The organism is Pedobacter miscanthi (genome assembly GCF_003315595.1).
In the GTDB taxonomy this organism is placed as follows: Bacteria; Bacteroidota; Bacteroidia; order Sphingobacteriales; family Sphingobacteriaceae; genus Pedobacter; species Pedobacter miscanthi.
The window spans coordinates 100,903-127,452 of sequence record NZ_QNQU01000012.1; the positions used below are offsets into that span (position 1 = coordinate 100,903).

The 26,550-nt window shown below is 38.7% G+C and carries 24 protein-coding genes and 1 tRNA gene; 18 read left to right on the forward strand and 7 right to left on the reverse strand.

Annotated features, from left to right (window positions below):
* Positions 1-358: 358 nt before the first annotated feature.
* From DRW42_RS15085 to DRW42_RS15105, 5 genes are all read left to right on the forward strand, one after another.
* Positions 359-688, forward strand: coding sequence for a hypothetical protein (locus DRW42_RS15085; RefSeq protein WP_113949659.1), 330 nt, complete (start codon positions 359-361; stop codon positions 686-688).
* A gap of 276 nt (positions 689-964) precedes the next feature.
* Positions 965-2,959, forward strand: a complete 1,995-nt coding sequence (locus DRW42_RS15090; protein ID WP_113949660.1) for a phospholipase D-like domain-containing protein — start codon at positions 965-967, stop codon at positions 2,957-2,959.
* Positions 2,959-3,897, forward strand: a complete 939-nt coding sequence (locus DRW42_RS15095) for a hypothetical protein (protein WP_113949661.1) — start codon at positions 2,959-2,961, stop codon at positions 3,895-3,897. Before DRW42_RS15090 ends, DRW42_RS15095 begins: the two co-directional genes overlap by 1 nt.
* Positions 3,898-3,909: 12 nt before the next feature.
* Positions 3,910-4,122 carry a hypothetical protein gene (locus DRW42_RS15100; protein WP_113949662.1) on the forward strand — a complete coding sequence of 71 codons (213 nt, stop codon included), beginning with the start codon at positions 3,910-3,912 and terminating at the stop codon, positions 4,120-4,122.
* The gene (locus tag DRW42_RS15105; RefSeq protein WP_113949663.1) at positions 4,104-4,628 is read left to right on the forward strand and encodes a thermonuclease family protein; all 525 of its coding nucleotides are present in this window, start codon (positions 4,104-4,106) and stop codon (positions 4,626-4,628) included. Before DRW42_RS15100 ends, DRW42_RS15105 begins: the two co-directional genes overlap by 19 nt.
* Positions 4,629-4,660: 32 nt before the next feature.
* Here the strand turns inward: DRW42_RS15105 and DRW42_RS15110 are convergent, their stop codons facing one another.
* The 4 genes from DRW42_RS15110 to DRW42_RS15125 form a co-directional block, all read right to left on the reverse strand.
* A complete protein-coding gene (locus tag DRW42_RS15110; protein WP_113949664.1) occupies positions 4,661-4,978 on the reverse strand; it encodes a low molecular weight protein tyrosine phosphatase family protein in 318 nt (105 codons plus the stop codon).
* A 60-nt stretch (positions 4,979-5,038) separates the two neighbouring features.
* Entirely contained in the window at positions 5,039-5,683 is a 645-nt protein-coding gene (gene upp, locus DRW42_RS15115; RefSeq protein ID WP_113949665.1) for a uracil phosphoribosyltransferase, read from the reverse strand.
* A gap of 168 nt (positions 5,684-5,851) precedes the next feature.
* Positions 5,852-7,120 carry a DUF7033 domain-containing protein gene (locus DRW42_RS15120; RefSeq protein ID WP_113949666.1) on the reverse strand — a complete coding sequence of 423 codons (1,269 nt, stop codon included), beginning with the start codon at positions 7,118-7,120 and terminating at the stop codon, positions 5,852-5,854.
* A 132-nt stretch (positions 7,121-7,252) separates the two neighbouring features.
* Positions 7,253-7,759 (reverse strand): DUF6702 family protein, encoded by a 507-nt coding sequence (locus DRW42_RS15125; RefSeq protein ID WP_147243754.1) that lies wholly within the window; start codon positions 7,757-7,759, stop codon positions 7,253-7,255.
* A 193-nt stretch (positions 7,760-7,952) separates the two neighbouring features.
* Between DRW42_RS15125 and DRW42_RS15130 the strand changes: the two genes are divergently transcribed.
* The 6 genes from DRW42_RS15130 (at position 7,953) to DRW42_RS15155 (ending at position 15,324) form a co-directional block, all read left to right on the forward strand.
* Complete coding sequence (locus DRW42_RS15130) at positions 7,953-8,537, forward strand: HupE/UreJ family protein (protein WP_113949668.1); 585 nt, start codon at positions 7,953-7,955, stop codon at positions 8,535-8,537.
* Between the two features lie 11 nt (positions 8,538-8,548).
* Positions 8,549-10,921: a M1 family metallopeptidase gene (locus tag DRW42_RS15135; RefSeq protein WP_113949669.1), complete on the forward strand. Its 2,373-nt coding sequence runs from the start codon at positions 8,549-8,551 to the stop codon at positions 10,919-10,921.
* Between the two features lie 359 nt (positions 10,922-11,280).
* On the forward strand, positions 11,281-13,323 hold the full coding sequence (uvrB, locus tag DRW42_RS15140) for an excinuclease ABC subunit UvrB (RefSeq protein WP_113949670.1): 2,043 nt from the start codon (positions 11,281-11,283) through the stop codon (positions 13,321-13,323).
* A gap of 79 nt (positions 13,324-13,402) precedes the next feature.
* A complete protein-coding gene (locus DRW42_RS15145; RefSeq protein ID WP_113949671.1) occupies positions 13,403-14,695 on the forward strand; it encodes a DUF3472 domain-containing protein in 1,293 nt (430 codons plus the stop codon).
* A 50-nt stretch (positions 14,696-14,745) separates the two neighbouring features.
* Entirely contained in the window at positions 14,746-14,943 is a 198-nt protein-coding gene (locus DRW42_RS15150) for a YwbE family protein (protein ID WP_090497912.1), read from the forward strand.
* 129 nt (positions 14,944-15,072) lie between these two features.
* Positions 15,073-15,324, forward strand: a complete 252-nt coding sequence (locus DRW42_RS15155; RefSeq protein ID WP_113949672.1) for a DUF4834 family protein — start codon at positions 15,073-15,075, stop codon at positions 15,322-15,324.
* A gap of 277 nt (positions 15,325-15,601) precedes the next feature.
* Here DRW42_RS15155 and DRW42_RS15160 read toward each other — a convergent pair whose 3' ends face one another.
* Both DRW42_RS15160 and DRW42_RS15165 read right to left on the reverse strand, forming a co-directional pair.
* Complete coding sequence (locus DRW42_RS15160) at positions 15,602-16,927, reverse strand: paraquat-inducible protein A (RefSeq protein ID WP_113949673.1); 1,326 nt, start codon at positions 16,925-16,927, stop codon at positions 15,602-15,604.
* Positions 16,928-16,958: 31 nt separating this feature from the next.
* On the reverse strand, positions 16,959-18,284 hold the full coding sequence (locus DRW42_RS15165; RefSeq protein WP_113949674.1) for a paraquat-inducible protein A: 1,326 nt from the start codon (positions 18,282-18,284) through the stop codon (positions 16,959-16,961).
* A gap of 225 nt (positions 18,285-18,509) precedes the next feature.
* On the opposite strand from DRW42_RS15165, the gene DRW42_RS15170 reads away from it, so the two are divergent.
* From DRW42_RS15170 to DRW42_RS15185, 4 genes are all read left to right on the forward strand, one after another.
* Positions 18,510-19,481, forward strand: coding sequence for an aldo/keto reductase (locus tag DRW42_RS15170; RefSeq protein WP_113949675.1), 972 nt, complete (start codon positions 18,510-18,512; stop codon positions 19,479-19,481).
* Positions 19,482-19,526: 45 nt separating this feature from the next.
* A complete protein-coding gene (locus DRW42_RS15175; RefSeq protein WP_113949676.1) occupies positions 19,527-20,330 on the forward strand; it encodes a helix-turn-helix domain-containing protein in 804 nt (267 codons plus the stop codon).
* 214 nt (positions 20,331-20,544) lie between these two features.
* On the forward strand, positions 20,545-21,669 hold the full coding sequence (locus DRW42_RS15180) for an NADH:flavin oxidoreductase (protein WP_208643573.1): 1,125 nt from the start codon (positions 20,545-20,547) through the stop codon (positions 21,667-21,669).
* A 100-nt stretch (positions 21,670-21,769) separates the two neighbouring features.
* A complete protein-coding gene (locus tag DRW42_RS15185) occupies positions 21,770-22,135 on the forward strand; it encodes a DsrE family protein (RefSeq protein ID WP_113949677.1) in 366 nt (121 codons plus the stop codon).
* Positions 22,136-22,334: 199 nt separating this feature from the next.
* Here the strand turns inward: DRW42_RS15185 and DRW42_RS15190 are convergent.
* A tRNA-Arg gene (locus tag DRW42_RS15190) sits at positions 22,335-22,406 on the reverse strand.
* A gap of 285 nt (positions 22,407-22,691) precedes the next feature.
* Between DRW42_RS15190 and DRW42_RS15195 the strand changes: the two genes are divergently transcribed.
* From DRW42_RS15195 to DRW42_RS15205, 3 genes are all read left to right on the forward strand, one after another.
* Complete coding sequence (locus tag DRW42_RS15195; protein ID WP_113949678.1) at positions 22,692-23,693, forward strand: hypothetical protein; 1,002 nt, start codon at positions 22,692-22,694, stop codon at positions 23,691-23,693.
* 78 nt (positions 23,694-23,771) lie between these two features.
* On the forward strand, positions 23,772-24,212 hold the full coding sequence (locus tag DRW42_RS15200) for a hypothetical protein (RefSeq protein ID WP_113949679.1): 441 nt from the start codon (positions 23,772-23,774) through the stop codon (positions 24,210-24,212).
* A 108-nt stretch (positions 24,213-24,320) separates the two neighbouring features.
* Positions 24,321-26,198 (forward strand): hypothetical protein, encoded by a 1,878-nt coding sequence (locus DRW42_RS15205; RefSeq protein ID WP_113949680.1) that lies wholly within the window; start codon positions 24,321-24,323, stop codon positions 26,196-26,198.
* The last annotated feature ends 352 nt before the right edge of the window (positions 26,199-26,550 follow it).

Consider the following 26,550-nt stretch of genomic DNA (forward strand, 5'->3'; position numbering starts at 1 on the left):
GTAAATAAACAAGACGGTAAGCCATCTAAGCTTATATTTTCTTCAACGTATTAATGCGCAAAACAATCTCTGCTATTAGTCAACCATATCAGAAATATAAGGTCATTTAAGCTTGAATAATCCCCACTGCTCATCGTCATTTCGAGCGGAGTACAACGTAGTCGAGAACCACGTAGTGCTCAGCGAAGCTAAATCTATCTCGAGATAGATCTCTCCCCGCCTGTACGGGCAGGCATTTCGCTGCGCTACAGTCGAGATGGCGAACATTCTATTGGAGTCTGTCAAGGGTAGCGGAATCAAGAGATCACCCTAAGGTTAGCCGTAAGGAATCCATTTTTAGTCTGAATACCTTAGCACAATGAAACACCTGTTTATCCTGCTCTTATTCACATTCGTGTTAAAAAGTGCCCGGGCACAAAAAGTTTTAACCTACCAGTTAATGGAACCCGGTTTTAATTCTAAAGTTATTAACGGTACCATCAGCGAAGTGTATACTACAAAGCGCTACGGAAAAACTTTCTGGTGGGTACGCATCGGGCCCGATACCATTATCCACGTATGGCCCAGGCACCTCGATACGGCTACGATGAAACCTGGTATTACCCGGGCATTCTACTCCATTAAACGCCTTGATAACAGTTGGTGGAAGAAAGAAAAATCAGATGATTATTTGAAGCCGAAGCAATAATTTATTGAATAAAAGTCTCCTCGCGTTATCGTCATTTCGAGCGGAGTGCAACGAAGTCGAGAAATCTGCCTGGATAGAGCTCTATCCCGAATCGGGACGTTTCAGGCGAGATGACGACCATTTTTATTAAGTGTTTCATTGATAGCGGGGGTGCGCAGTCAAGAACCCGAAGGAGTAGTTTGTCCTTTTACGGTTTCCCGTAAGGAAAGCCTCTTTAAGCTACATAGTTTTGGGGTATTAAAATTAAAAAATGTATTCATGCATAAATAAAATCCCATGCCCACAGAAAATACCCAACTTGATCAGCAAGTGTTGCAAGACAACAAAGAGATTTTTGCCCGGATAGTTAAAGAGCTAGAGGGAGCAGATTTCGAAATTCTAATTGCCAGTGCATGGTTTACTGACGAGGAATTATTCAATATTGTTAAAAGTAAGGCCTCTCAAAATGTAAAGGTTAAGTTAATCATTGCAGATAATCAAGAAAACCTAAAGTTAGATTTTGATGAACTCGTTTCGTTGGGAGCTTCAGTAACTAAAATAAAAAATGTGGGCTATGGTATCATGAACCAAAAGTTCTGTGTAATTGATAAACGGATCGCGCTGCATGGCTCTTATAATTGGTCAGTAAATGCCAGGAAAAACAATCACGAAAGTATAATTGTAACCAATCATGACGAAACTGTAGCGCATTTGATCGCCAATTTTAATGACATTAATAATAAAGCGGCCCTGCAACGGGGCGAGACAGTTGATATTCCCTCAGTACCTTTAAAAGTTGAGACAAAAATCGAAACCCACACAGCTAAAGAACATGCTATTTCTGAGTTTACCAAGGTGCTTGATTCGATGATTGCTTCTGAGATTGGAAATTTTGATCGATCCATGTTAAGGGGGCAAGGTTATGAGCGTTCCAAGTTTAATAATGGCGATCATCAGGTACTTACTAAATCATTAGATACAGTTTATTCGGTTTTTATAAATGACATAGATGTAGTTGAAGACAAAAAGAAACGTTTAAAAACAAAGATTGATGAGCAGGAAGTGAAGAGCCTTAATGCATTTGAAGAAAATCTTAATTTGCAATTGCAAACTGCTGAGGCAGAAGCAGAAAATGAAACGTTAAATGCCAGAAACCAGCTCATTAATCTAAAAGCAGACACCGAAAAAAATAAGCAGGAAATTCAGAGCCTTAAAGAAAATAAAATTGGTTTTCATGAAAAGATTACTGCCGAGATAAAGAATAAGATACGTATTGCACAAACAGATTTCGTTAGCCCCAAGTTTAAATGGTATGAATTTATTCCGGTATTGTTCGCAAATATCTGTCTAATCACTTACCTTATTATCTTCTACTCTTCAGCATGTTACATTTTATTGTTTGCTGTTGAAGACTCAAAGGCGGCTAAGGCTGCGGGACTCGATGCTATACCGATGGAAATATTTAATCCTAAAGCATTGTCTTTAACCTTATCAAAAGGTGGCGCAGGTATCATTTTTATCTTGCTCTTCGTAAGTATCCCGCTTTTCTGCGCACTCATCAAACTTTTTACAAAGAAAACGTGGATTATTATATCTATGTTCCTCGTTGGGATTGTATTGGTTGATACAGCCATAGCTTACAAAGTTTCGGCAGCCATTTATCAGATGAAATATGATATAGGAGATGCCACTGAGGCTTGGAGAATATCAATGGCTTTTAAGGATCCTAATTTCTATTTGGTGTTTTTATTAGGTGCCTTCGGTTTGCTGATGCTAAAGTTTGCTTTCGAAAAAATCATGTCAATTTTTGACGAAAGAAATCCTGATGTTGCTACGTTAAAAAACAACCTGCTTATTAAGCAGATGGACGAGGATTTAAAGTTAGAAGAACAAAAAAGTCTATTGGTTAAAGGTGAAATCTACTTGATAGAAGCAAAGAACATTGGTTTAGAAGCACAATATAAGATCATTGAATCCAAGCTCGCGTCTATTCCAAGTAAGTTAAACTTATTGCGGGAAATTAAAAAAACAGAATTAATTACAGGAAAACAACATATTGTAGATATTGCTACTATATACAAAAGCCATGTTGAAAATGATAATCTTCCAATTTCAATTGATTCGTTAAATGATAGGATTAATATCTTTTTAGAAGGATGGAACGATTACCTACACGAAGAATACGCAATCATAAAAGCTACAGAAAAATCACGCGAGGCATTTGATACTGCTGTAAACTGGCAAAACGAAAAGGTAAAAAGTTCACAAATAGATAAACGGGTTGTAATCTAATGAAAAAGTATTTTTTAATAAGCATTTTGATATGCTCGGCCTGTACCTATGTAGCGGCTCAAAAAACAAAAGAGGTTACTGATTATAACATCGTCTTCGCACCCGATTTATCAAATCGGCTGAACCCTAAATTTTATCCGAAAGCGGTAAACGATGTAGATATTGTACAGGGTGTATTAAAGAAAGTCTGGCCAGGCATATTGAAGTTTAAAAGAACAGATGGCCAATTAGATCATTATAGCGTCGATTTCGTCAACAAAGGATTAATAGGATTATATAAAATCAATACGAATTTATTAGCTATCGACCTTCAGCAATTTGATAAACAGGCTGATAGAATTAATTATATATTAGAGAGAAATAAAGTTACCACTTCACTCCCTAAAGACATCAATGGCTTTACTGCAGAATACAGGAAGTTTAATGATAAAGCCGCAATCTCCAACAATGGAGCAGATATTTGGACTTATTTTCAATCTGGTGTCGATGATCGGATTATTCTGCCAGATGTAGCTGTTGGCAAAATAACACACAAATTTCGCAACATCATGGTATTAATGACTGATGGTTATATTGAGGCCGGTATTTATAATAAAGGCTACGATTTAAGTGCCAAAAAGATTGATGATTTTCGAAATGCCTTTTTGAAATCTAAGAGTGGGGATATGGCTGTATTCCTATCTAAAAACGCTAAATATAAAATTAATCCTGCAAAAAATCCATATTTAAAGAACCTTGAGGTGATTGTGATCGAAATGTATGACCGATCGCTATCCAAAACAGGCGCAGCCACAAAACATCCTACAGATATGGAAATCATGCGGTTAATCTGGACGGATTGGATGAAAAGCTCAGGCGTAAAAAGATTTGAACTTAAACCTGCAGCAAGCAATCAAGCTGAAGCTGTGAAGTATATTCTAGATTTTATAAAAAAATAAATGTCCCAAATCATGAAAACACTCTCTTTACTCATCCTCTTCTTTTTAACCAACATTACCTGCAGAGAAAGCACAACGGTGTATATTTGCGACAGTCCGAATGCCAAAAAATACCACAACACTTCGAAATGTAAAGGTTTAAGCAATTGTACCTATAAGATTATAAAAGTAGATATCGAAAAGGCAAAAAAAGACGGGAGAACACTATGCGGCTGGGAAAAATAAGTTTATTGGTATTGTTGTTAACGCTCCAGGCCTGCATGATACAGCCTGGAGAAAGTAAAACACTCCATAACAACACGCTGTTTTTTACCGCCAAAGTGATCCGCATCCTCGATGGCGATACCATGGAGGTACTGTACGAAAACCACCCCATTAAAATTCGTTTGGCACATATCGATTGCCCCGAGAAACGTGGCCACCAGCCTTTTGGTACCAAAGCCAAACAAGCCCTGTCCGATCTGTGTTTCGGACAAATGGTAATGGTACAGGGGCAAAAATACGACCGTTATAAAAGATTGATTGCTGTGGTGATTAACGATAAAAAACAGGTAGTCAATCAGGAAATGATTAAACTGGGCATGGCCTGGCATTTTAAAAAATACTCCAGCGATCCGCTCTATGAGCAGTTAGAAGTTACCGCAAGGAAAAATAAATCAGGTTTATGGCAGGATAGCACTGCCGTAGCTCCCTGGGATTGGCGGAAAACCAAGCATGTCCTGGCAAAATAAGTACGGGGCAACTACCATTTCAATTAATATTTTTATAAATACCCCTCCACTTTAGCATTAAGCTCCTCAATAAGTTCCTCATCCATGTACTGATAATCGTCCGGAATATCCAGTATGATCATTTCCTTTCCGTCGCTTTCTTCCGGGAAACGAGCTGTGATTCTTTGTTTGTGTTTTTTCTCCATTACAAAGATCAGGTCGGCCCAGATAATCAGTTTAGCATTGATTTTAATCCTTGCTGAAGGCTCGGTACCCGCAGAACGCACCTGATGATCGGGATGGTTTTTATAAATCGTTTCGGCAGTGGCGCTACGCCATTTATTCCTGCTGCACACAAAAAGGATATTCAAATTTATTGTTTTATGAAAACGTTCAGACTGTGAACCAGAGATTTTAGACTAAGAACTAAATTAAACTTTCTCTCCATAGGCCAGGTCACCGGCATCGCCAAGTCCGGGAACGATGTACGATTTGCTGGTCATTTCTTCATCAATGGCTCCAACCCAAATTTTCGCCTTAGGCAAATGGGCGCGCACATGCGTAATGCCTTCGGTACTGGCTATTGCGGCCACGATATGAAGTTCGTCAATTTTATAGCGGTTAATCAGTTCTTTGCAGCACATCACCATGCTTTGTCCGGTTGCCAGCATAGGATCGGCCATAATCAGCACCTTGCCATCCAGATCAGGTGTAGAGATATAGTCCATCTGGATCACAAAATCGCCACCCTTTTCTACCTTTCTGTAAGCCGAAATAAAACAGCATTCTGCCCTGTCGAAAATGTTGAGCAAACCTTGTTGCAAGGGCAATCCGGCCCTGAGTATGGTTGCCAGAACAGGTTGTTGCGCCAAAATTTCGCACGAAGATACACCGAGCGGGGTTGTGATTTCTTTTGTGGTATATTTTAAACTTTTACTGATCTCGTAGGCAAAAAATTCGCCAAGTCTTTCCAGGTTCTTGCGGAAACGCATCGAGTCTTTCTGGATATTTTCATCCCGAAGTTCCGCAATAAAGGTATTGGCAACAGATTTTGTTTTGCTTATATCAAAAATCATTTTTCTCGTTTTCGGATCTTGTAGAATTATTCTTGTTTTAACCACAGCCGGTCAGGCGGGGATGAGCACAGATAAACACGGATTTATTTCGATAAATACCTTCTATATCCCTGAATATTTGCTTTATCGTTTAAATTTAGCAATTCTGAAGCAGATAATTTAAAAAAATCAGTTTCCTGCGTAATTGAGCAATTCGATAAACAGCAATTTCAGCTTCTTATATTTTGGATGACCTGATAAACTTTTTAAACTCCAGCTACTGTAAAAAGTACCGTTTACCACCTTAACCGCATCAATATATTGGCGTAAGGTTTTCGTTGCCGCATCTGTTGCCAAATATTGTAGAACATAATCTGTTAAACAATAAGAATTTACCACCAATGGGGTTACTTTTTCGAGTTGAAGATCGTACCAGTTAAAAGGCGTACAGGTACCGGCCCTAAAACCCGCCATATTGCTGTAACCCATAGAATAATCGGCTGTAATGCCAGAATTAAGAATATTCAAGTAACAGATCGGAAATTTTAGTACTTCTAACTGCTGACTGGTTAAAGGAATGGCGGCAGGATGGATTTTTTTCAATTTAACCAGATTTTCTTTAATTTCAGCCATTTTTTGCTTGTCGCTGGCACATAGCCTTAACAAACCCAACGATCGATCAGCAAGGTTTTTAACAACACCATCCACTCTGATATAATCCATTGGTATTTCAGGAAAACCCGCAAAATAAAGCGGAATACTGCTCTTCGTCGACGCGATTTTATTTACTTCTTCCAATACTTGTTCATTATTGATCCCAACACCGGTAAGCTGGTCGAATTTAGTGCTCAGGTAGTTATTTTCCTTTTTAAAAATTGCACTAAATACAAATCTTGTTCGGTTTAAAAGGCCTTCCGGCGCGCCGGGCAGCATATTGAAATGGATAGTAGGCTGCTGCTGGAATTTCTTTTCATGGAATTTAAAGCCCGGATTTTTCTTTTTAATGATGCTTTTAATCATCAGGGCCCATTCATCAATAACCGGTTTATCTAAAACCTTCCATTTATACTGATAACTTTTTGAAGGCTTAAATTCTTCCTCTGTTTTTTGCTGGTGGAGGTATTCCTCATACCTGCTTACAATAAAAAATGAAGCGGCAAAAACATCGAAGGGCAAAGCCGATGCTTCAACCGGGAAAGGGGCCTGGTATTCGCCAAAAGAAATGGTTTTCGGTTTAATTTCTACCAGTTTACTGGAAAAGAGTAAAGCTGTGCTTTTAAAGAAAAGTTCATCACCCAGCGGCAGCTCACCATAGCTAATCTTTACCTGATCGCTTTGCAGAAAATACTGGCTGTTGCCTGTAAATTCAACTTCAGCTTTAAGGATATCCTTAAAAATAAAATTGAAGATATACTTTATCCGCGGCGTTAATATATTGGAGAAGATGATTAGATGCATAACTTATTTTAACAAACAGGACTTAAAAAAAGATGACAAGAAATATTTCTCAGCTAATATTAACCTATAATATTGCCTATTAAAATTAACGGTAATTTAACATTGAACCGTTATCTAATACAAAAATTACAATTAAAAGTTTGCGGTAAACCTTTTTTCGGGGTAAAGGATCTTGGTACTTTTGCGCACTTGTCCCTTCACTACATGCACTATACTCATCTGATCATCAAACATATCGTACAAAATAGTATCGTTAACCTCAACAGATTTTATAGCGGTGATTTTTTCAACCTCAAGGTAAATATTGGTGGCTTCGTGATCGATTTCGAATCCGACATAACTCAGTGCAACGGCTTTTCCATTGGCTTTTAACTGCAGGTGGCTCAGCAGGTATTTTTTTACCAGTTCATCCATTGCGGTTTTCATGTTTGGATTGCTTAAATCGGTTTTTTGTTTATACAATCTGGCTAAAATAGCTTCAAAATCATCAGAAAAAATCCGACAGCTTACTTCAAGTGTTTTGTCCTTTGCATTAAAATTTACTTCAGTGGTACTCACATGTAAAGGATGTTTTGTTCCGGCTTTAACAGTTAAAAAAGCACAGCTCAAAAGCAAAAGGATATATTTTAATCTACACATTAATATTTTCATGTTAGGATAACCAAAGTTAAGATTTAAGGATCAAACGAAATAATGGGAATATTAGTCCAAAAATCAGTAACAAATTTGGTATTTATGGTTTTGTATTAAGAATATTTGGGCTTTTTACAATTAAAAACATAATTTTAAGCCTTATAATCTATTTTAACCCCACTAGTTAGCTTATTATTTCATGCCATTACAGGATTTTATCTTTTACTTTAAATTAGGTTGGGAGCATATTATAAGTGCTGATGCTTTAGATCATCAGCTTTTTATTTTGGCATTGGTAGCCATTTACAGTTACCATAACCTGAAACAGGTGCTGATATTGGTTACTGCATTTACTATTGGCCATTCGCTAACCCTGTTTTTAAGTGTTTCTGATATCATCAGGTTCGAAAGTAAATGGGTAGAGTTCTTAATTCCCTGTACCATTGTTATTACAGCAATAAGTAATCTGTTCAGGAAGAATTTTTCATTAAAATCAGTTAAAATCAACTATTTTCTGGCATTAGGTTTCGGACTGATCCATGGTATGGGTTTCGCTAATTCAATCAGGATCATGCTGGCAAAAGACCAGAACATTGGCTGGGGATTGTTCGGCTTTAACGTAGGGCTGGAGGCAGGGCAGATTTTTATGGTTTTTATCATTTTGTTGATTACTTTTTTTATTTTTAATTATACCCGCATTAAACGCATCAGCTGGGTTTTATTTGTATCGGCAGCCGTATTTAGCCTGGCTTTAAAAATGGCTTTGGAAAGAATTCCTTTTTAACAAAACATAACATGAATAAACTGTTTACTTTAACCGGCCTTTTACTCTTTACGGGTAGTTTGACCATGGCCCAAAACATTTTGAACAACCCGGGTAGCAACCACGGAAACAAGTTCGAACAATTGGGTACGATTTTACCAACGCCAAACGAACAACGCACGGCAAGTGGAGCACCAGGTGTTAAATACTGGCAGCAACGCGCTGATTATAATATTAAATGTGAGCTGGATGAAAAAAACCTGCTTTTAACAGGATCGGAAACGGTAACCTACACCAACAATTCTCCTGATCCATTAACCTATATCTGGTTACAGCTCGATGAAAACGAACATAGTACCGATAAAAATGCAAACTATCAGGATGCTACTAAAATGCCTGCTACAGGTACAACCAAAAACCTCGATCAGTTAAGTGCAACGGCAAACAATGGCAATGGCATAAACATTACCAAATTAACTGATGCCATGGGTAAAAACCTGAAATATACGGTTAACAAAACCATGATGAGGATTGATCTGCCCACAGCTTTAAGAACAGGACAGAAATTGATCTTCAATATCGACTGGAATTATAAAATTACCGACAGGATGAGTGTTGGCGGTCGTGGTGGTTATGAGTTTTTCCCGGCTGATGGCAATTACCTGTTCACCATGACGCAGTGGTATCCACGTTTATGCGTATACAGCGATTTTCAGGGCTGGCAGAACCACCAGTTTACCGGCAGAGGTGAGTTTGCCTTAACTTTCGGTGATTTTAAAGTACAGATGACTGTTCCGGCCGATCATTTGGTTGGTGGAACCGGAGAATGTATCAACTATAGTGCAGTATTAAACCCAACGCAGTTAAGCAGGTACAACTCGGCAAAAACCGCAGCTGCTCCGGTAGAAATACAGACACTGGCAGAAGCTAAAACGGCTGAAACAAAAAAATCTACAGCTAAAAAAACCTGGGTTTTCAATGCCAATAATGTGCGCGATTTTGCATGGACTTCTTCCCGTAAATTTATCTGGGATGCCATGCCGCAAAAAATCCAGGCCAACAACAATACCGTAATGTGTATGAGTTTTTATGGTAAAGAAGCCTATAACCTGTACAGCAAATTTTCTACCCGTGCAGTAGCGCACACCATTAAAACCTATTCGGATTTTACCATCCCTTATCCATATCCGGTTGCGCAGAGTATCGAAGCGGCTAACGGAATGGAATACCCGATGATCTGTTTCAATTATGGCCGTACCGATGCCGATGGAACCTATAGCGAAAGCACCAAAAACGGTATGCTGGGTGTAATTATCCATGAGGTTGGACACAACTTTTTCCCAATGATTGTAAACAGCGATGAGCGCCAGTGGACCTGGATGGATGAAGGCTTAAATTCTTTTGTAGAATATTTAACGGAAGAACTTTGGGACAATAAATTTCCAAGTAAAAAAGGTCCGGCTTATACCATTGTTGATTATATGAAACTGCCAAAAGATGAGTTGGAGCCGATTATGAGCAATTCTGAAAATATTGCACGTTTTGGTCCTAACGCCTATTCTAAACCAGCTACAGGCTTAAACATCCTTCGCGAAACCATTATGGGCAGAGAACTTTTCGATTATGCCTTTAAAGAATATGCCAGAAGATGGGCTTTTAAACACCCTGAACCTGCAGATCTTTTCCGCACGATGGAAGATGCAAGTGGCGAAGATTTAGACTGGTTTTGGAGAGGTTGGTTTTATGGAACCGATCCTTGTGATATTTCATTGGACAGCGTGAAATTTGCCAAAGCCGATTTCCCTAAAGAAGTTCCTGCAGCAAGATCAAGAATGGTAAAAATTGATAAACCTGCGGTAAATGCTTTTGAAGACATTTCAAAAATCAGAAACCGTGAGGATAAAAAAATCAGTTTTTATGTAGACAAAAACACAGCTGCACAGGATTTTTATTATAAATATGATAGAGGAATGGTTTCCGTTGATACCACTGTGGCTACCAAAATGGATGCTTCAATGCCTGTAGAGGTTGTTGCGGATGCTGATCAAAGTAAATATAACAACAAGTTTTTATACGAACTGAGCTTTAGCAACAAAGGTGGTTTGGTAATGCCGGTTATTGTTGAGTTTACCTATAAAGACGGTACAAAGGAAATTGATCGTATCCCGGCGCAGATCTGGAGACATAACGAACTGAAAACTTCTAAATTTTATGTCAAAGACAAGGAAGTAGCCTCTATTTTGGTAGATCCATTACGCGAAACTGCAGATATCGATACCTCAAACAATACCTGGGGTGGTAAAGCAAAAGAAAGCAAATTTAAAGTTTACAAAATGAAAGCCGGAGGTGCCGTGAGGGGCCAATCGGTTGGTAAAAACCCAATGCAGGCTGCTGCAGGGAAGTAATAACCCTATAGTCATTTCGACCGTAGTGGAGAAATCTACCTCGAGATAGATCTCTCCATTCCACTGCGTTCCAGTCGAGATGACGACGATTTTTAATAGCAGATGGCGGAACTTTTTAACAATCCCCGTTGAATTCGATTCAACGGGGATTGTTTATATTACATCAACCTAGTAAATCAAAAGTTAAACTTTGGATTTACTAGGTTGATATCTATTTAAACGCTTTAAACGTACTTTCTTGTTTTTACAATAAATTTATCACTGCAAACGAAAATCCATTATAAATTGAACGGCCTTCAACTTTCCTGACTTTCATCTGTTTTACTCTTTGCGGCCTAATCCCTATATTTGATATACTCATGAAATTTAAAATCACCTCAGAATACCAACCTACCGGAGATCAGCCAAGTGCCATTAAACAACTGGTTGATGGGGTAAATGCCAACGAACATTATCAGACGTTATTGGGTGTTACTGGTTCGGGAAAAACCTTTACAGTAGCAAATGTAATTGAGCAGACCCAAAAGCCAACCCTGATTTTAAGTCACAATAAAACCCTGGCGGCACAGCTTTACGGCGAGTTTAAAAATTTCTTCCCCGAAAATTCGGTTAATTACTTTGTTTCTTACTACGATTATTACCAGCCGGAGGCTTTTATCGCTTCCAGTAACACCTACATCGAAAAAGACCTGAGCATTAACGAAGAAATCGAGAAACTGCGTTTACGTACTACATCGTCGCTAATGAGTGGCAGGCGAGATATTATCGTGGTATCATCCATTTCCTGTATTTACGGTATGGGAAATCCCGAAGATTTTTCCAGAATGGTTTTCCGCTTTGGTGTAGGATTAAGGATTTCGAGAAATGCATTTTTACATAGTTTGGTCGAGATTTTATATTCGCGTACCACAACAGACTTTAAACGCGGAACTTTTAGGGTGAAAGGCGATACAGTAGATATTTTCCCTGCATATCTTGACCATGCTTACCGGATTTCGTTTTTTGGCGATGACATCGAAGAACTTTCTGCCATTGATCCCGTTTCTGGTAAAACTTTAGAGAAACTTGAAGATATGGCCATTTATCCCGCCAATCTTTTCGTTACCCCCAAAGACCGTTTCAATCAATCTATCTGGGGCATACAGGAAGAATTAGAGGTGCGTAAAAACCAGCTAATTGCCGACAGGCATTTACTGGAAGCGAAGAGGCTCGAAGAACGGACCAACTTTGATATCGAAATGATGAAAGAACTCGGCTATTGTTCGGGTATAGAAAACTATTCGCGCTTTTTTGATGGCAGGCAGCCTGGCATGCGTCCTTTCTGTTTGCTGGATTATTTTCCTGATGATTATTTAATGGTGATAGACGAAAGCCACGTTACCGTTCCGCAGATCAGGGCCATGTACGGCGGAGACAGATCGCGTAAACTATCATTGGTTGAATATGGTTTCCGTTTACCCGCAGCACTGGATAACAGGCCGCTAAATTTTAACGAATTTGAAGCCCTTGCCCCGCAAACCATTTATGTAAGTGCAACACCTGCAGAATACGAACTCGAAAAATCGGAAGGGGTAGTGGTAGAGCAGGTAATCAGGCCAACCGGCTTGCTTGATCCAGTGATCGAAATCAGACCGGCCATTAACCAGGTTGATGATCTTTTGGATGAAATTGATATTACCATAAAAGATGGCGGACGTGTATTGGTGACCACTTTAACCAAACGTATGGCCGAAGAGCTGACCAAATATCTGGATCGCTTAAACATTAAAACCCGATATATCCACTCCGAAATTAAAACCTTAGAGCGTGTAGAAATCCTCCGTGGTTTACGTTTAGGAGAATTTGATGTTTTAGTAGGGATTAACCTTTTACGAGAGGGTTTGGATTTACCAGAAGTAACCCTGGTTGCCATTTTAGATGCCGATAAAGAAGGTTTCCTCCGTTCCGAAAAATCGCTGATCCAAACCATTGGTCGTGCTGCGCGTAATGACAGGGGCCGCGTAATTATGTACGCAGATGGCATTACCGAAAGTATGGAGAAAACCATATCAGAAACCAACAGGCGCAGGGATATACAAATTGCCTATAACCTTGAAAACGGAATTACGCCAAAAACCGTTGGAAAATCGAGAGAGGCCATTCTAGAACAGACTGCCGTACTCGATTTCTCACAAAAAGCAAGCGATAACAAAGCCAGGGCTTATATAGAAAATGCTGAAATCAGTATTGCTGCCGATCCTATAGTACAATATATGGGTAAGGCGGAGCTGCAAAGGGCAATTGACAATACCCGAAAGGATATGCAGAAAGCAGCAAAGGATATGGACTTTTTACAGGCAGCAAAACTCCGCGACGAAATGTTTGCGCTGGAGAAAATGTTTAACGAAAAGTTTGCTAAGTAACGATTTAGATTAAAAGAATGGTTTTTAGATAAATTTGGATTACAATTGCAGTTCAATAAGTTATCTAAAAATCATTCAAATGAAATCTTTTAAACTCGTAACGCTGATCGTACTCGGCGCTATCGGTCTGAAAAGTCAGGCCCAAAATTCTGCAGCAATTTCTTTGCCGCTGGCAGGCAATGCCTACAGTTCCTTGCATCAGGATTCGGAAAGAACCTTATCCAATAAAGGGATCGTAAACTGGAGCAATCCAAAAGAGTATTTTACCGCTTATTTCAGGGTTTCAAAACCTGGAACAATCATCATTTCATTAGGTGAAAAACCAATGTTTGATGGGCAATCCACACTGGAATTTTCCATTAACAATCAGTCCAAAAACGTAAATTTCGATGAAACCAAACCTTTCGATGGTAAAATTGGTGAATGGACGATTAAAGACACTGGTTACGTGGCCCTCACCATTAAAGGGCTAAGCAAAAGCAGTTCTAAATTTCCATCCATCCAAAACTTAAGCATTAGCGGAACTGCTACCGAAGGCAAAACAGCTTATGTTAAAAATAATGAGGGCAACTTTTTCCATTGGGGCAGGCGCGGACCATCGGTACACTTAAATTATCAACAACCTGAAAATGTAAATGCAGAATGGTACTATAACGAGGTAACTGTACCAAAAGGTGAAGATATTTTGGGGTCTTATTTTATGGCCAATGGCTTTGGCGAAGGTTATTTTGGTATGCAGGTAAACAGCCCGACTGAAAGACATATCCTGTTTTCAGTATGGAGCCCGTTTAACACTGATGATCCGAAAAGTATTCCTGAATCGCATAAAATTAAAATGTTAAAAAAGGGCGAAGGTGTGCATACAGGAGAATTTGGCAATGAAGGTTCAGGCGGACAGAGTTACTTAAACTACATGTGGAAAGCAGGAAATACCTATAAGTTTTTGCTTCACGGTGTACCCGGAAAAGATAGTCTTACTACGTATACGGCTTATTTCTTCGCTCCTGAAAACAATAAGTGGCAACTGATAGCCAGCTTTACCAGACCACAAACTAAAACATATTTAAAACGCTTTCATTCTTTTTTAGAGAACTTCTCTCCGGTACAGGGCGATTTATCACGAAAAGTGCTGTTCGATAACCAATGGATCTGTGATGATAAAGGCAATTGGACAGAATTAAAGTCAGCACGTTTTACCACTGATAATACGGGAGCAAAAGGATACAGAATGGACTATCAGGGCGGAGTAGATCAGGGTGCCTTCTATTTAAAAAATGGTGGTTTTTTTAATGATTACACTACACCAAGAAAAATCTTCGCCAGAACCTCTTCAGGCAAAAAACCAGACATAGATTTTAGCAAATTACCTTAACATTCAAAATAATTATGGAATTTTGATCTTCATCATTAATAAAGAGCACAATGGACGGGCAAAACAGAAAGGATATTTATCCAGGATTAGAAGTCGGGATTATTTTGAAGAAAGATCAGCGGTCTGGAAACATCACTTATGGTGTGGTTAAAGATCTGCTTACTTCATCGGCATTTCACTCGAGGGGGATAAAAGTGCGGCTCGAAGATGGTCAGGTAGGCCGCGTAGCTGAAATAGTTGAAGACTAATAAGAATCCCATCAAAACCTTTGTAGCTATATTTACGTATTATATTGTAATCGCAATGCAATTAAAGGCTAAAAAAGTAACAAAATAAATGTTACGACGTCTATATTTGTAACAACAGTAATTTAAAGAATGGCATTAGTAAAATTTATTTTTATCACAATAATGGTACTTTGGCTGATCAGGATGTTGATCAGACTAATATTACCTATGCTGTTTAACAACCTGGCTAGCAAAATGCAAAGTCAGGCAACCGGGCAGCAGCAACAACAGAGAAGGCAAAAACCCGAAGGTTCTATTTCGATAGATTATATGCCGCCAAAACCCGATCAAAGTAAAACCGATAAACTCGGCGATTTCGTAGATTACGAAGAGATTAAATAAAACGAAACCCTGAACCTGCTTCAGGGTTTTTTGTTAATACAAGCCGTCATCTCGACTGTAATGGAGAGATCTATCCCGAGACAGATTTCTCGACTTTGTTGCACCCGATAGCTCCTATCGGGTTCGCTACCATTGACAGAATCAATAAAAAAGTCGTCATTGCGAGGCACAGCCAGTTCCGATTTTCGGGAAAGCAATCTTAATGCGCAGGCGAAGTAGCGATCGTTGTAAGATTGCTTCGTCGGCTGAAAAAGCCTTCTCGCAATGACGGCTTCTATTAACAAGGCCCGTTTTGTTCGTCGATCTTTTTAAGAATATAAGATAGAACTATTGTATATACCACATACGTTACGAAAACCCAAAAGCCCAGTTGCAGCGCAGAGTTATTTACTGTTACGGTTTTTAAAGTATCATTTTGCATGTTAAGCCCCGAAAGTTGACTTTTCAGGATACCGTTTAAACCAATATAGGTCATTCCGATACCCACTACCATTACATCTGCCATATCCCATTTACCAAGATCGAAAGCTAAAAACCGAAGCACTTTTTGGCTGCCGAAAAGATGCCCGCATGAAACATGCACCCCCCTGGCAACAATCCGCAGTAAGGGAAGAACCACTACAAAAACGAGTAATAATATACCAACCAGTACAGCATCGGGTTTGGGCTGCTCAATCAATGTACCTATAATACCCAGTATACTTTTGCTCTGGAAAAAGAGTACCTGATTGGTAAATGCAATTTTATCGCCCAAAAAAGCAAATTCGAGTGTTTGGAGGCGCGCATCAACTTCTATAATTGGCGAAGTAACACCAACGGCGAGCAAAATAAACGCAAACAACAGCGACATAATGAAGAGTGGAACGTGCAATTGCACTCGTTTTCGTAAAAATAGCCACAAAATAAGCGCAATAGCTACACAACCCAACATCCCCAATGCAAACTGAAAACTGTCTTTTTTAATTTCAGACAATCTTGAATTTACCAGGCGATCGTAAGCTTTGGCATCTGCAACGTGATACTTACGGTAAATATTACGTTCAACAGTAGTTATGGTTGTATCCGTACTATCGTAAGTTTGTGCCTCAAGTTCGTCCATTTTACTGGTGGCAATGCCTTTTAACCGTTTTAAACTGGTTGGGCTCGTAATTTTTGTCACAATGGTTTTAGCGAATGAGGGTACCTGGGCATGAATTTCACCTACATCAACAAAAGTTTTAAAAGCCAGTTTTTTAAGCTTACCACCAAGGCTTTTCTGCGGTTTAGTTACTTCCGCCACGGCCTTATTTACCAAACCATGCAATTCCTTTTCAACCTCCTTACGCATTTCCGTTTTCTGCTGGTTTGTGAGTTTGAAACCTTTTACCCTACGATCAACAACTGTAGAAATTTTCTCACCCCAGCGATCTACCGAGAATATACCGAAAGTAATGTTGTTTGATAAGCTGTAATCTTCTTTAAGATATTTCTGCTCAACAGAAAGCTGGTGGAAGCGGTATCCAAAAAAGGCTTCCCCAAATAAAAGAATACTTAAAGCCGCAATAAGCAGAATAGGTGCTATCCTACTCTTTTTTTCCGGTATATCTTGTGTTATCGTTGCCATAATAATTGATCAAACAGCTGAAATAAATGGTTTAGTGGGTATCGTGTGGTGTAATGAACTTCAGTATGGTAGAGAGAATAAGTCCATAAAGCACAAAACTGATAAAGATGATATACCCTGGCTGCAATGCCGTATTGTTGGTGGTTAAAATAGTAAGCGAATCGTTTTTAATATTGAGTGCCTGTAACTGGCCTTCTAACAAACCATTTAAACCAATATAGGCCATCAGGACGGCAATTACAATTACATCGGCCATACTCCACTTGCCCGATTGAAAAGCAAAATATTTAATCACGCCGTTTTCTGCCAGTTTTTTATTTCCTAAAAGATGGATCCCTGTTGAAGTCAGTTTCACTACCGGAAAAAGAATACTAAAGGCCAATATCAGCACCCCAACCAATATCGAATCGATACCTTCCTGCCCAAGCAACACCCTAACCACGTCCATAATGCTTTTGCTCTGGAAAAACAGCACCTGATCCTTAAATAATACATGCTCTCCCAACAACACGAAATCGAGCGACCGGATCCGCGCATCTACCTCAATCATTGACGCCGTAAGTCCTACTGCCAAAAGAATAAAGGCAAAAAACAACGACATTACAAAAAGTACCACATGCAAATCTTTACGTTTGCGTAAGCCCCACCAAAAGCCCAGCACAACTACCACACAGGCCAGCATACCTAAAGAATAAGCATAAGTTTTGCTCCATATCTGAACCAGGGTTGTGGTTAATTTTTTATTCAGTGCCTCAGTAGATGATACCTGGTATCTTTTATACATGGATTTTACAGCATTAGCGTTGGCAACAAAAGCACTATCAAACTTCTCTTCATCTGCGAGTTCGTTAAACTCCCCAATGGCCATTTTGCTTAACTGTTTTTTATTTTTCGGATTATCTACCTCTGCAATTATCTTCCTTGCAAAGGCAGGTACCTGCGCTTTTATGCTATCCGAATTCACAAAATTTTTGATGGCAAATTTCTGTATTTTTCCGCTTATCGTTTTTTTAGGTTTATTCACCAGGCCTTCCGCTTTATCAATCAGCGCAAGCAGCACCTGTTCCACTTCTGTTTGCAAAACCTTTTTCTGCTTTTTGGTCATTTTTAGGTTGCGTACTTGATGATGCACAATCCTGGATACATTATCTTTCCATTGCTGCACAGAAAAGAGTCCATAAGTAATGTTATTAATATCGGAATAATCCTCTTTGATACGCTCCTGTTGATCGGACAGCTCATGTAAGCGAAAACCAAAATAGCCTTCAGCACCAAGCAGAAGGGCAAGTGCTACTATAAGCAGCAATTTAGGAAGAAAAGACTTCCGCTCCTTTGTATGTTTTTCCTGTGTTTCCAAGCCGATTAATTTAAATGGTTATGGCCAATTGATGGCAATATTTGGTTTGGTACCGTCAGATAAAACCATTAACATAAAAAAAGGTTTTAAATGTAAAAGAATATAGTAGCAAACAAAGGTTAATGCACTTTATGTTGAGCCATACGGTCAAGTAAATTGAGCTGTGGAGAAAATAAACGGCACACAAAAGTGCTGATCTTTGTGATGTTAATAGATAAATCAACAATGGAAAATATAACAAAAATAAATTTAGGTAAAAACGGGCCGCTGGTTTCTAAACTTGGCTTAGGCTGTATGCGTATGTCGTCTGTTTGGGGTGGCCCGGTAAAAGATGAAGCAGAAAGTATCGCAACCATTCAGGCTGCTTTGGATAACGGCATCAACTTTATCAATACAGGCGATTTTTATGGTGCAGGCCATAATGAGTTACTTATCGGCAAGGCCATTAAAGGCAGGAGGGACGATGCTTTTATCAGCGTAAAATTTGGAGCTATTTTTTACAATGGCCAGTGGTTAGGACTGGATCTTCGCCCCATGGCCATTAAAAACTTCATCAATTATTCTTTGGTTCGTTTAGGAATAGATACCATCGATCTTTACCAACCCTGCAGGTTAGATGGCAGTGTACCTGTTGAAGATGTAATTGGGACAATTGCCGATCTGATTAAAGAAGGAAAAGTGCGCCATTTGGGTGTTTCTGAAATCACTGCAGATCAACTCCGTCAAGCTAACGATATTCATCCTGTTACGGCATTGGAAATCGGCTATTCACTGGCCGACCGTCAGATAGAAAAAGATTTATTACCAACGGCAAAAGAACTGGGAATTGGCGTTGTAGCCTTTGCCAATACAGCCGAAGGTTTACTCACCGGCGACATGAAAGCTCCTTTGGCCGCTAATGATTACCATAGCCATTTCTCCAGGTTTCAGGGCGAAAACCTGATCAAAAACCTGGAAAAAGTTGAGGTATTAAAAAATATGGCAAGGGACAAAGGTTATACGCCTACGCAATTGGCCATAGCATGGGTAAATACACAGGGCGAACATATTATGCCATTGGTAAGTATGAGTAAAAGATCACGTTTACCTGAAAATATAGCGGCGATGCAAATCAGTTTCACAACTGAGGAAATGAATACACTAAATACGCAATTTTCGCCAGGTGCAATACTTGGCGGAACCTATCTGCAGCGATAAAAAGGCAGGGCTTACATTAGCCCTGCCTTTTTATATCTTTATATTATGGTAAACCCAACCGAAATTATTCCTGGTGTGATTTTCTATTCCTATTTTTCACATAAACGGAAAGAAAAGGTAGCCTTTTTGGCGCATAATACCCTGGTGCTTCAGGTGGCAGGGCGTTTTGAAATAGAAACAGCTACTGAAAAATTTGCCATGGAAAAAGAACAAATGTTATTGATCCGCAAGAACCAATTGGCAGAACTGACCAAAACACCTTTAAATGGGGAGAATTATCAAACCATTATTATCTGTTTAAAGGAAGATTTACTGCGACAGATTGCATTGGAAGAGCAGATCGATACGGACAAAAGGTATAGTGGACCAAATAATATACTGATTCCGACCAATGAATTTTTACGGGGCTTTTTTCAGTCCATCATCCCATATGTGCACCATCCCGACGAAAGCATTACCAATGCTATAGGGATGCTTAAGGTAAAAGAAGCGGTACAGTTGTTATTGCATACCATGCCGGAATTAAAAACTTTTTTATTCGATTTTTCTGAGCCATATAAAATGGACCTGGAAAAATTTATGATCAATAACTTTCATTTTAATGTACCTGTTGAAAAGTTTGCTCAACTTACAGGTAGAAGCCTGGCCGGTTTTAAGCGTGATTTCCAAAAAACATTTAACATGGCGCCCCGACACTGGCTACAGGATAAAAGATTGTTAGCAGCAAAGCACCTCATCGAAAGTAAGAATAGAAAACCATCTTCAATTTACCTTGAGCTGGGATTTGAAAGTTTATCACATTTTTCGAGATCATTTAAGAAGAAATTTGGAAAAACTCCTACGGAGTAAGGAAAATCCGAGGTTTTGGCAATCTATTAAGCCTCCATACTTTTAAACAGGTTCTTGTGCAGCGTTCTGCAGAAGGAAATCATCGAAAAGGTAATTGGCCAAACAGAGGCTGAAAGTGCGGAAAGAATCCTAAAGGAAGTAGTCAATCAGGCATAAAAACATCCATGAGATTGTGAAAAACATCCATTTTTACTGAATGGGTATCGAGCCATCTTTGACACACAATAATTTATACATAAAATTAAATAAAATGTCTGTTTCTGATTTATTCAAACCACTTACTTTACTGCACGGCCCTGAAATGAAAAATCGTTTCATGATGGCACCGCTAACCAGTCAGCAGAGCAATCATGACGGTTCTGCTTCTGAGTTCGACCAATTCTGGATCGCGCAACTTGCACAAAGCGGTTATGCTTTAATACAAGCCGGTGCTTCTACTGTAGAAGCAGGGGGAATTGCCTTTGAGCGCCAGATGGGTATCCACAGCGATAAGCATTTGCCGGGACTAACCCAAATGGCAACAACTATTCGTGAAGGGGGAAGTTTATCTGCAATACAGTTACACCATGCCGGGCATCGTGCAGTACCAGAGGTGGGAGGAATTCCAGCACCAGCTTCGGGCAAAACACTGCCGGGTATAAAGGCGCTCACAACCGAAGAGGTGGAGCGAATCCGCGACAGCTTTATTGCAGCAGCCAAAAGAGCTGAGCTGGCTGGTTTTGATGGGGTCTCTGTACACGGTGCTTTCGGGTGGATCCTTTCAGAGTTCCTTTCTCCTAACCTGAACGACCGGACAGATAAATATGGTGGCAGTGTAGAGAACCGCGCCCGTTTTACGCTCGAAGTTATAGAAGGCATCCGCCAAGCCTGTAGCCCGGATTTTCAGATCGGCTGGCGCTTATCTATTGAGCGCTATGGACTTCGCCTGGAGGAACTACGCGAGATTACCGCTGAGATTTTTGATCGTGAACTGATCGACTACCTCGATCTGGCATTGTGGGATTCGGCGCAACTTGTTAGGGAAGGAACCTTCCAGGGAAAACCTTTGCTGAGTGTTTTTACAGAACTTCCGCGAAAGCGTGTTCGTTTAGGCGCAGCCGGAAAGATTTACAGTGCACAGCGTGCCGGAGAGCTGCTGGAGGAAGGTTGTGATTTTGTGCTCATTGGGAGGGCAGGAATCCTTCAGCGCGACTTTCCGCTGCAGGTTAATGCAAACCCAATGTACGAAAGCCCGGCAATGCCGGTAACGGCCGAATATCTGCGCCAGGGTGGATTAAGCGAGCGCTTTATCGAGACCATGCGTGGATGGCAAACTTTTGTTCGTCCAGGTTCCAGGTAATTGCCCGTCTGGTGGAAAAAGTCTCCATGCTATAGTAAAAATCATCCATTCTATAAGCATCCCAATTACAACAACTTTGTATTATAAATAAATATCTAAAATGAAAAAAACAGCAATTATTGTTCTTTCTGATCCAAAAGCAGGTTCGGAAGAAGCGCTTGGCCGCGTATTTAACGCTTTGGCATCAGCATATGAATTTAAACATGCAGGTGAAGATGTAAAGATCATTTTTCAGGGCGCTGGAGTAAGATGGCCAGAACAACTGGAGAAATCGGAACATCCGGTGCATGGCCTTTATTCAGAGGTAAAAGATCACGTGCATGGTCTGTCTAAAGGATGCGTTGCCGTATTTGGTACAGAAATTTCAGGTTACGATTTGTTAAACGATAATGAAGTACCGGGTACTCCTGGTCTGCCAAGTTTCGTGAACCTGAGAAACGAAGGTTACGACCTTTTGATTTTTTAAAAAATTACCCCACTGTCTCCAGTCAAAACCTGGGGACAGTTTTTAGTTCCCACTATGTAAGAAAAGTTAACCAACCATACTAACGAAAAATTTATTATTATTTTGGTTGGAAGAAACACACCGTCTCAGTATTTCCTAAAAACAAAAATGGCTTTTCAATTGCAGAAAAGCCGTTTAGTGCTGAGATTACTTCTATTAGTGGTCCCGACGAGAATCGAACTCATATCTAAAGTTTAGGAAACTTCTATTCTATCCGTTGAACTACGGGACCATTTTACTCTATAGCAAAAAAACACAATGCAATAGAATGATTATCAATCAATTAAATGCTAACCAGAGCTTTTAAGGCTTTGTTCATATTTTATTAATTGCTGCAAATATATCAATTTATATCAAAAGTTTATTATCATTTTGCCTCATCTGATGCCCCAAATTTATTAAGGTAAATCTGGACTATAAAGGTCATGAACATCGTACTTGGTAAAAACACTCTAACTTCCCAAAAAACTAAAGCTTAAGCAATACCTTTATAACAAATCTTCATATACCCATAAATATGTACACCTTTAGAATTGAGACTATTCATAATATTAATGCCGATTTAAACATCATAGCTAAATATCACAAAGGAACAAGCCTTCAACTAGACAAAATCAAGAATAAAAACAAAATAAATACGCAAGTTGATATAAAACAATTGTATATCAGTATTAATAAAAATGAGGAAGAAGTTACGGATGATTTCTCTTGTGGCAATTTAATTAAGCTCCTTAATAGTGAAGAGCATGCCGCCAATTTATTAATTCTGGTGAGAAATATGATAAATTTAGAGTGGGCATACTACCAGTCTTATCAAATGGAAACAACAGATATAAAATCAATAAATTTATATAAAGAGTTGGAAAGCCTTTTGAAAGAACTGAAAATATTAAAGAGCCAATCGGTCAGTGAAAAAATCCTGCAAACTAAAATAAAACTAAGAGTTAAAAATCCTTTAACAAAAATAGTCACGGACTTCGAAGATGGTGGTATAACAATAGATAATGTCAACGAAAACCAAGAGATAATTCAGCTATTGATTAATAACAGGGTTCGTCTAATTAAAGATCTAGAACATCTTTATATTCCCATTACAACAGTGCATCCCGAAGATTGGACTGATGAAATTATTAATAAGATTCTGCCTATCGTGCATCAGACATTCGACGATCAAAGGGCAAAGTGGAGATTTGGTCGATTCGTTGCAAAAACAATATTGAATTATCTTAACGAAGAAACAGATCTAAATCCCCAAAACGTTGATTTGACCCAAGATCAGGCAGTTATAATATATACTTTGTTACTATTATTTGGTATCCAAGAGATAGAATTTGCTGGCGAATACAATATGAAGTCATCAAGACAAAAAGCAAAAATAATACGATCATTTATACGCTCTGATTTAGATAATGAGGAGAAAGAGTTTTATGAATTCTCAGTAATAAAGAAGATGTCAGTTGAAGAATTTTTAGCTAACAGCGAACAATACATGATTGCCCCAGCAAATTCAAAAAAGTAAATTCATGGGTCGAAAGAGCCTTTTTTATCATTGCAGTCAGAAAGACAGGTGTCTTTCATAAACATAATTAAAAACTCAATGAATAAACATTTCGCGGCTTTCGGCCAAACAGCAACAGCACGCTCTACAAATAGAGCTTCAAACATTGTAAACACTGTAACTGCAAAGCAGTTCTTTATCGAAGACAATGTTAATGGTTATTTAACCAAAGAGCGATTTATCAGTTATGGCCAATCTTTAACTGATTCAGAAGCGGAACACCTTGAAGATTTGTTCAAATTTACATCTCAAGGTTGTTCATTCAACAATGTTATTAAACCAAAGTTTGATAGGATTAATGGCGAAGAAATGCTATGGTTTAAAGTCAAGCTAACCCGTGCAACAATAAACTTGCGCATTCCAAATTTAGACGGCTTGTTACGATTGTTGACTGAGTACCAACTTGGCAAAACTCAAATTAATTTTTCTTTAGATGAATTGAAGGCGGAATGCCAATCGATGACTGAAGAGCAAAATTAATTAAACTCAAGGGGGGGAGCAATCTCTTCCCCCTACTTAACAAAAAACTTTAATGACATTTTAAAACATGCGACAGGCAACGCATAGGAATTCTATTGCCTTTAGATTATGAAAAACAAGAAAATCAAAACATATAAAATCAATAAAGGTCAATATCTAAATCAAATTGAGCCTTTCAAGTCCAAGGGAATACCTAGCAATATTATCCTATTCAAAGAATTGCCAGGCTGTGGAGCAACAAGGTGCGAAATTGAGTTCCCTCGACACAGCATAATTGTCGAGCCAAATGTTCCAGTAATTAAGGGGAAAAAGAGACAGTTTGGCATGTTAGTATGCGGCATATTCGAAGGAGTAACAACGGATGATATACTGGCATATCTAGAAAATAATATCGAATACAAGAAATTAATCGTTACGCCAGAATCATTCTGGAAAGTTAAGGAAGCGCTTGAAGATTCAACATTTGAAATTTACACTGACTTTTTTCTGTTATTTGACGAGTGTGAGAAAATCATTCAAGATATTAGTTACCGTGCGGATATTGCTTTACCAATGGACGACTTCTTCCGTTTTGAACATAAGACATTTGTTTCAGCTACACCTATAGTACCAAGTGATCCCAGATTTGAGTTAAACGAATTCACTGTACATAAAATTCGACCCAGCTTTACCTATTCACAGAGTTTGCGACTAATTTGTACCAATAATGTGCTAACGACGATCAAAAAGTTTATAGATGAAAATCCAAATGATAAGTACTTTATGTTCTTCAATACAACCGATACAATTCACGAACTAATTACCAAGCTTAAAATAAAGAATGAAAGCATGGTCTTTTGCGCAGAGAAAAGCAGAAAAAAGCTTCGAATTAATGGATATAATGACTCTGATGTAAAAACTGAAATAACTGCATTTAAAAAATATAACTTCTTCACTTCCCGTTTCTTTTCTGCTGTTGACATTGATTACGACCTCTTCCAATGCAATCCAACAATCGTGTTGATTACCGATATTGTTTCGGCACAGCACTCCATGCTAGATCCATTTACGGAAGCTATACAAATTCAGGGTCGATTTAGGGAAACGAAAGAACATCCGTTTACAAGAAATCTTGTGCACATTTCAAATGTCGATCCTGAATTGATATCGATGTCCGAATCAGCGGTTAAGACATATTTATCAGAGTGCCATATAGTGTTTAAGGCAGTTCATCGGTATCATGAATCTGCTACTACAGCGGCGGCAAAAGACGTACTCAGTCAAGTACTTAAGAGAATTGACTATGCTAAATACTTAAAGAAACATAGCTTAGAGAGAAACTATGATATGATTGACAACTTAATATTTGAGGAAAAGGTAAAAGGCATTTACCAAAACGCCAATAAGTTGAAAGATGCTTACTCAAAGTGTTCTCACTTTAAAATCGACAATAAATATGCTGAAGAGTTGTATTCTTTTACTGATAAGGATCGTAAAAAGGCTAATAAAAAAAATATCCGTTTAAAGAGCTTAAATGAAATAGTTGCTGATAGTCTGACAGATCTACACACTAGAAAACGAATGAACCTAATTACAGAATTTGAATATACAATGGAGATCACAAGCTTTCAGTTAGACTTTCCAGAGCAAATGGCAATAATAAACAAATATGGTATTGACAACTCGGAGCTGGTAAATTTCAATATCTATCAAATACAGCATCTACTAATTAAACAGAAAAAGCAGGTCGACCACTTCGGAATGATGACCTATATCCAGCAGAATTTCCAAATAGGTAAAGCATATACGGGAAATAGAATGACAGCACTTTTGAAGGTTGGATTTAAGGACAACAATATTCACGGAATTACCCCCAGTCTAGACTACTTAAGAAAGTTTGCCGAATTCAATCCCTCTAATAAGAAGGTTTGGATGGGCAAGAATGAGTTAGGAAAAGATATAAGAGGATACATTATTACTAAATTCAAGGATGGAACTTTAAACTAGGATTTTGATAACGTACAGTTTTGTTAAAAAGGTTAATCTATATGACCCGAGTTAGAAACTGTACGTTTGTTCTAAAAATCGCCTAAGCGATAAATATAGCTTCCCATTTAAAAATATTTTTTTTTAATTTCAACTAGCCACTTAAATTGAAGTTTATTCGCCGCATTTAGCAGGTATACCATATCATACCCCCGCATTTCACTAGAGGGGAAGATAAAAAGATTTCCAACTCTAACATAGAAAAATCCATTCTGAAAGTCGAACAACAAGCCTATCTAAAACCACCACTTTGAATTTAAACACTGATGGGTTACGATTTATCATTTACCAAAACAACACTTTATACCTGTAC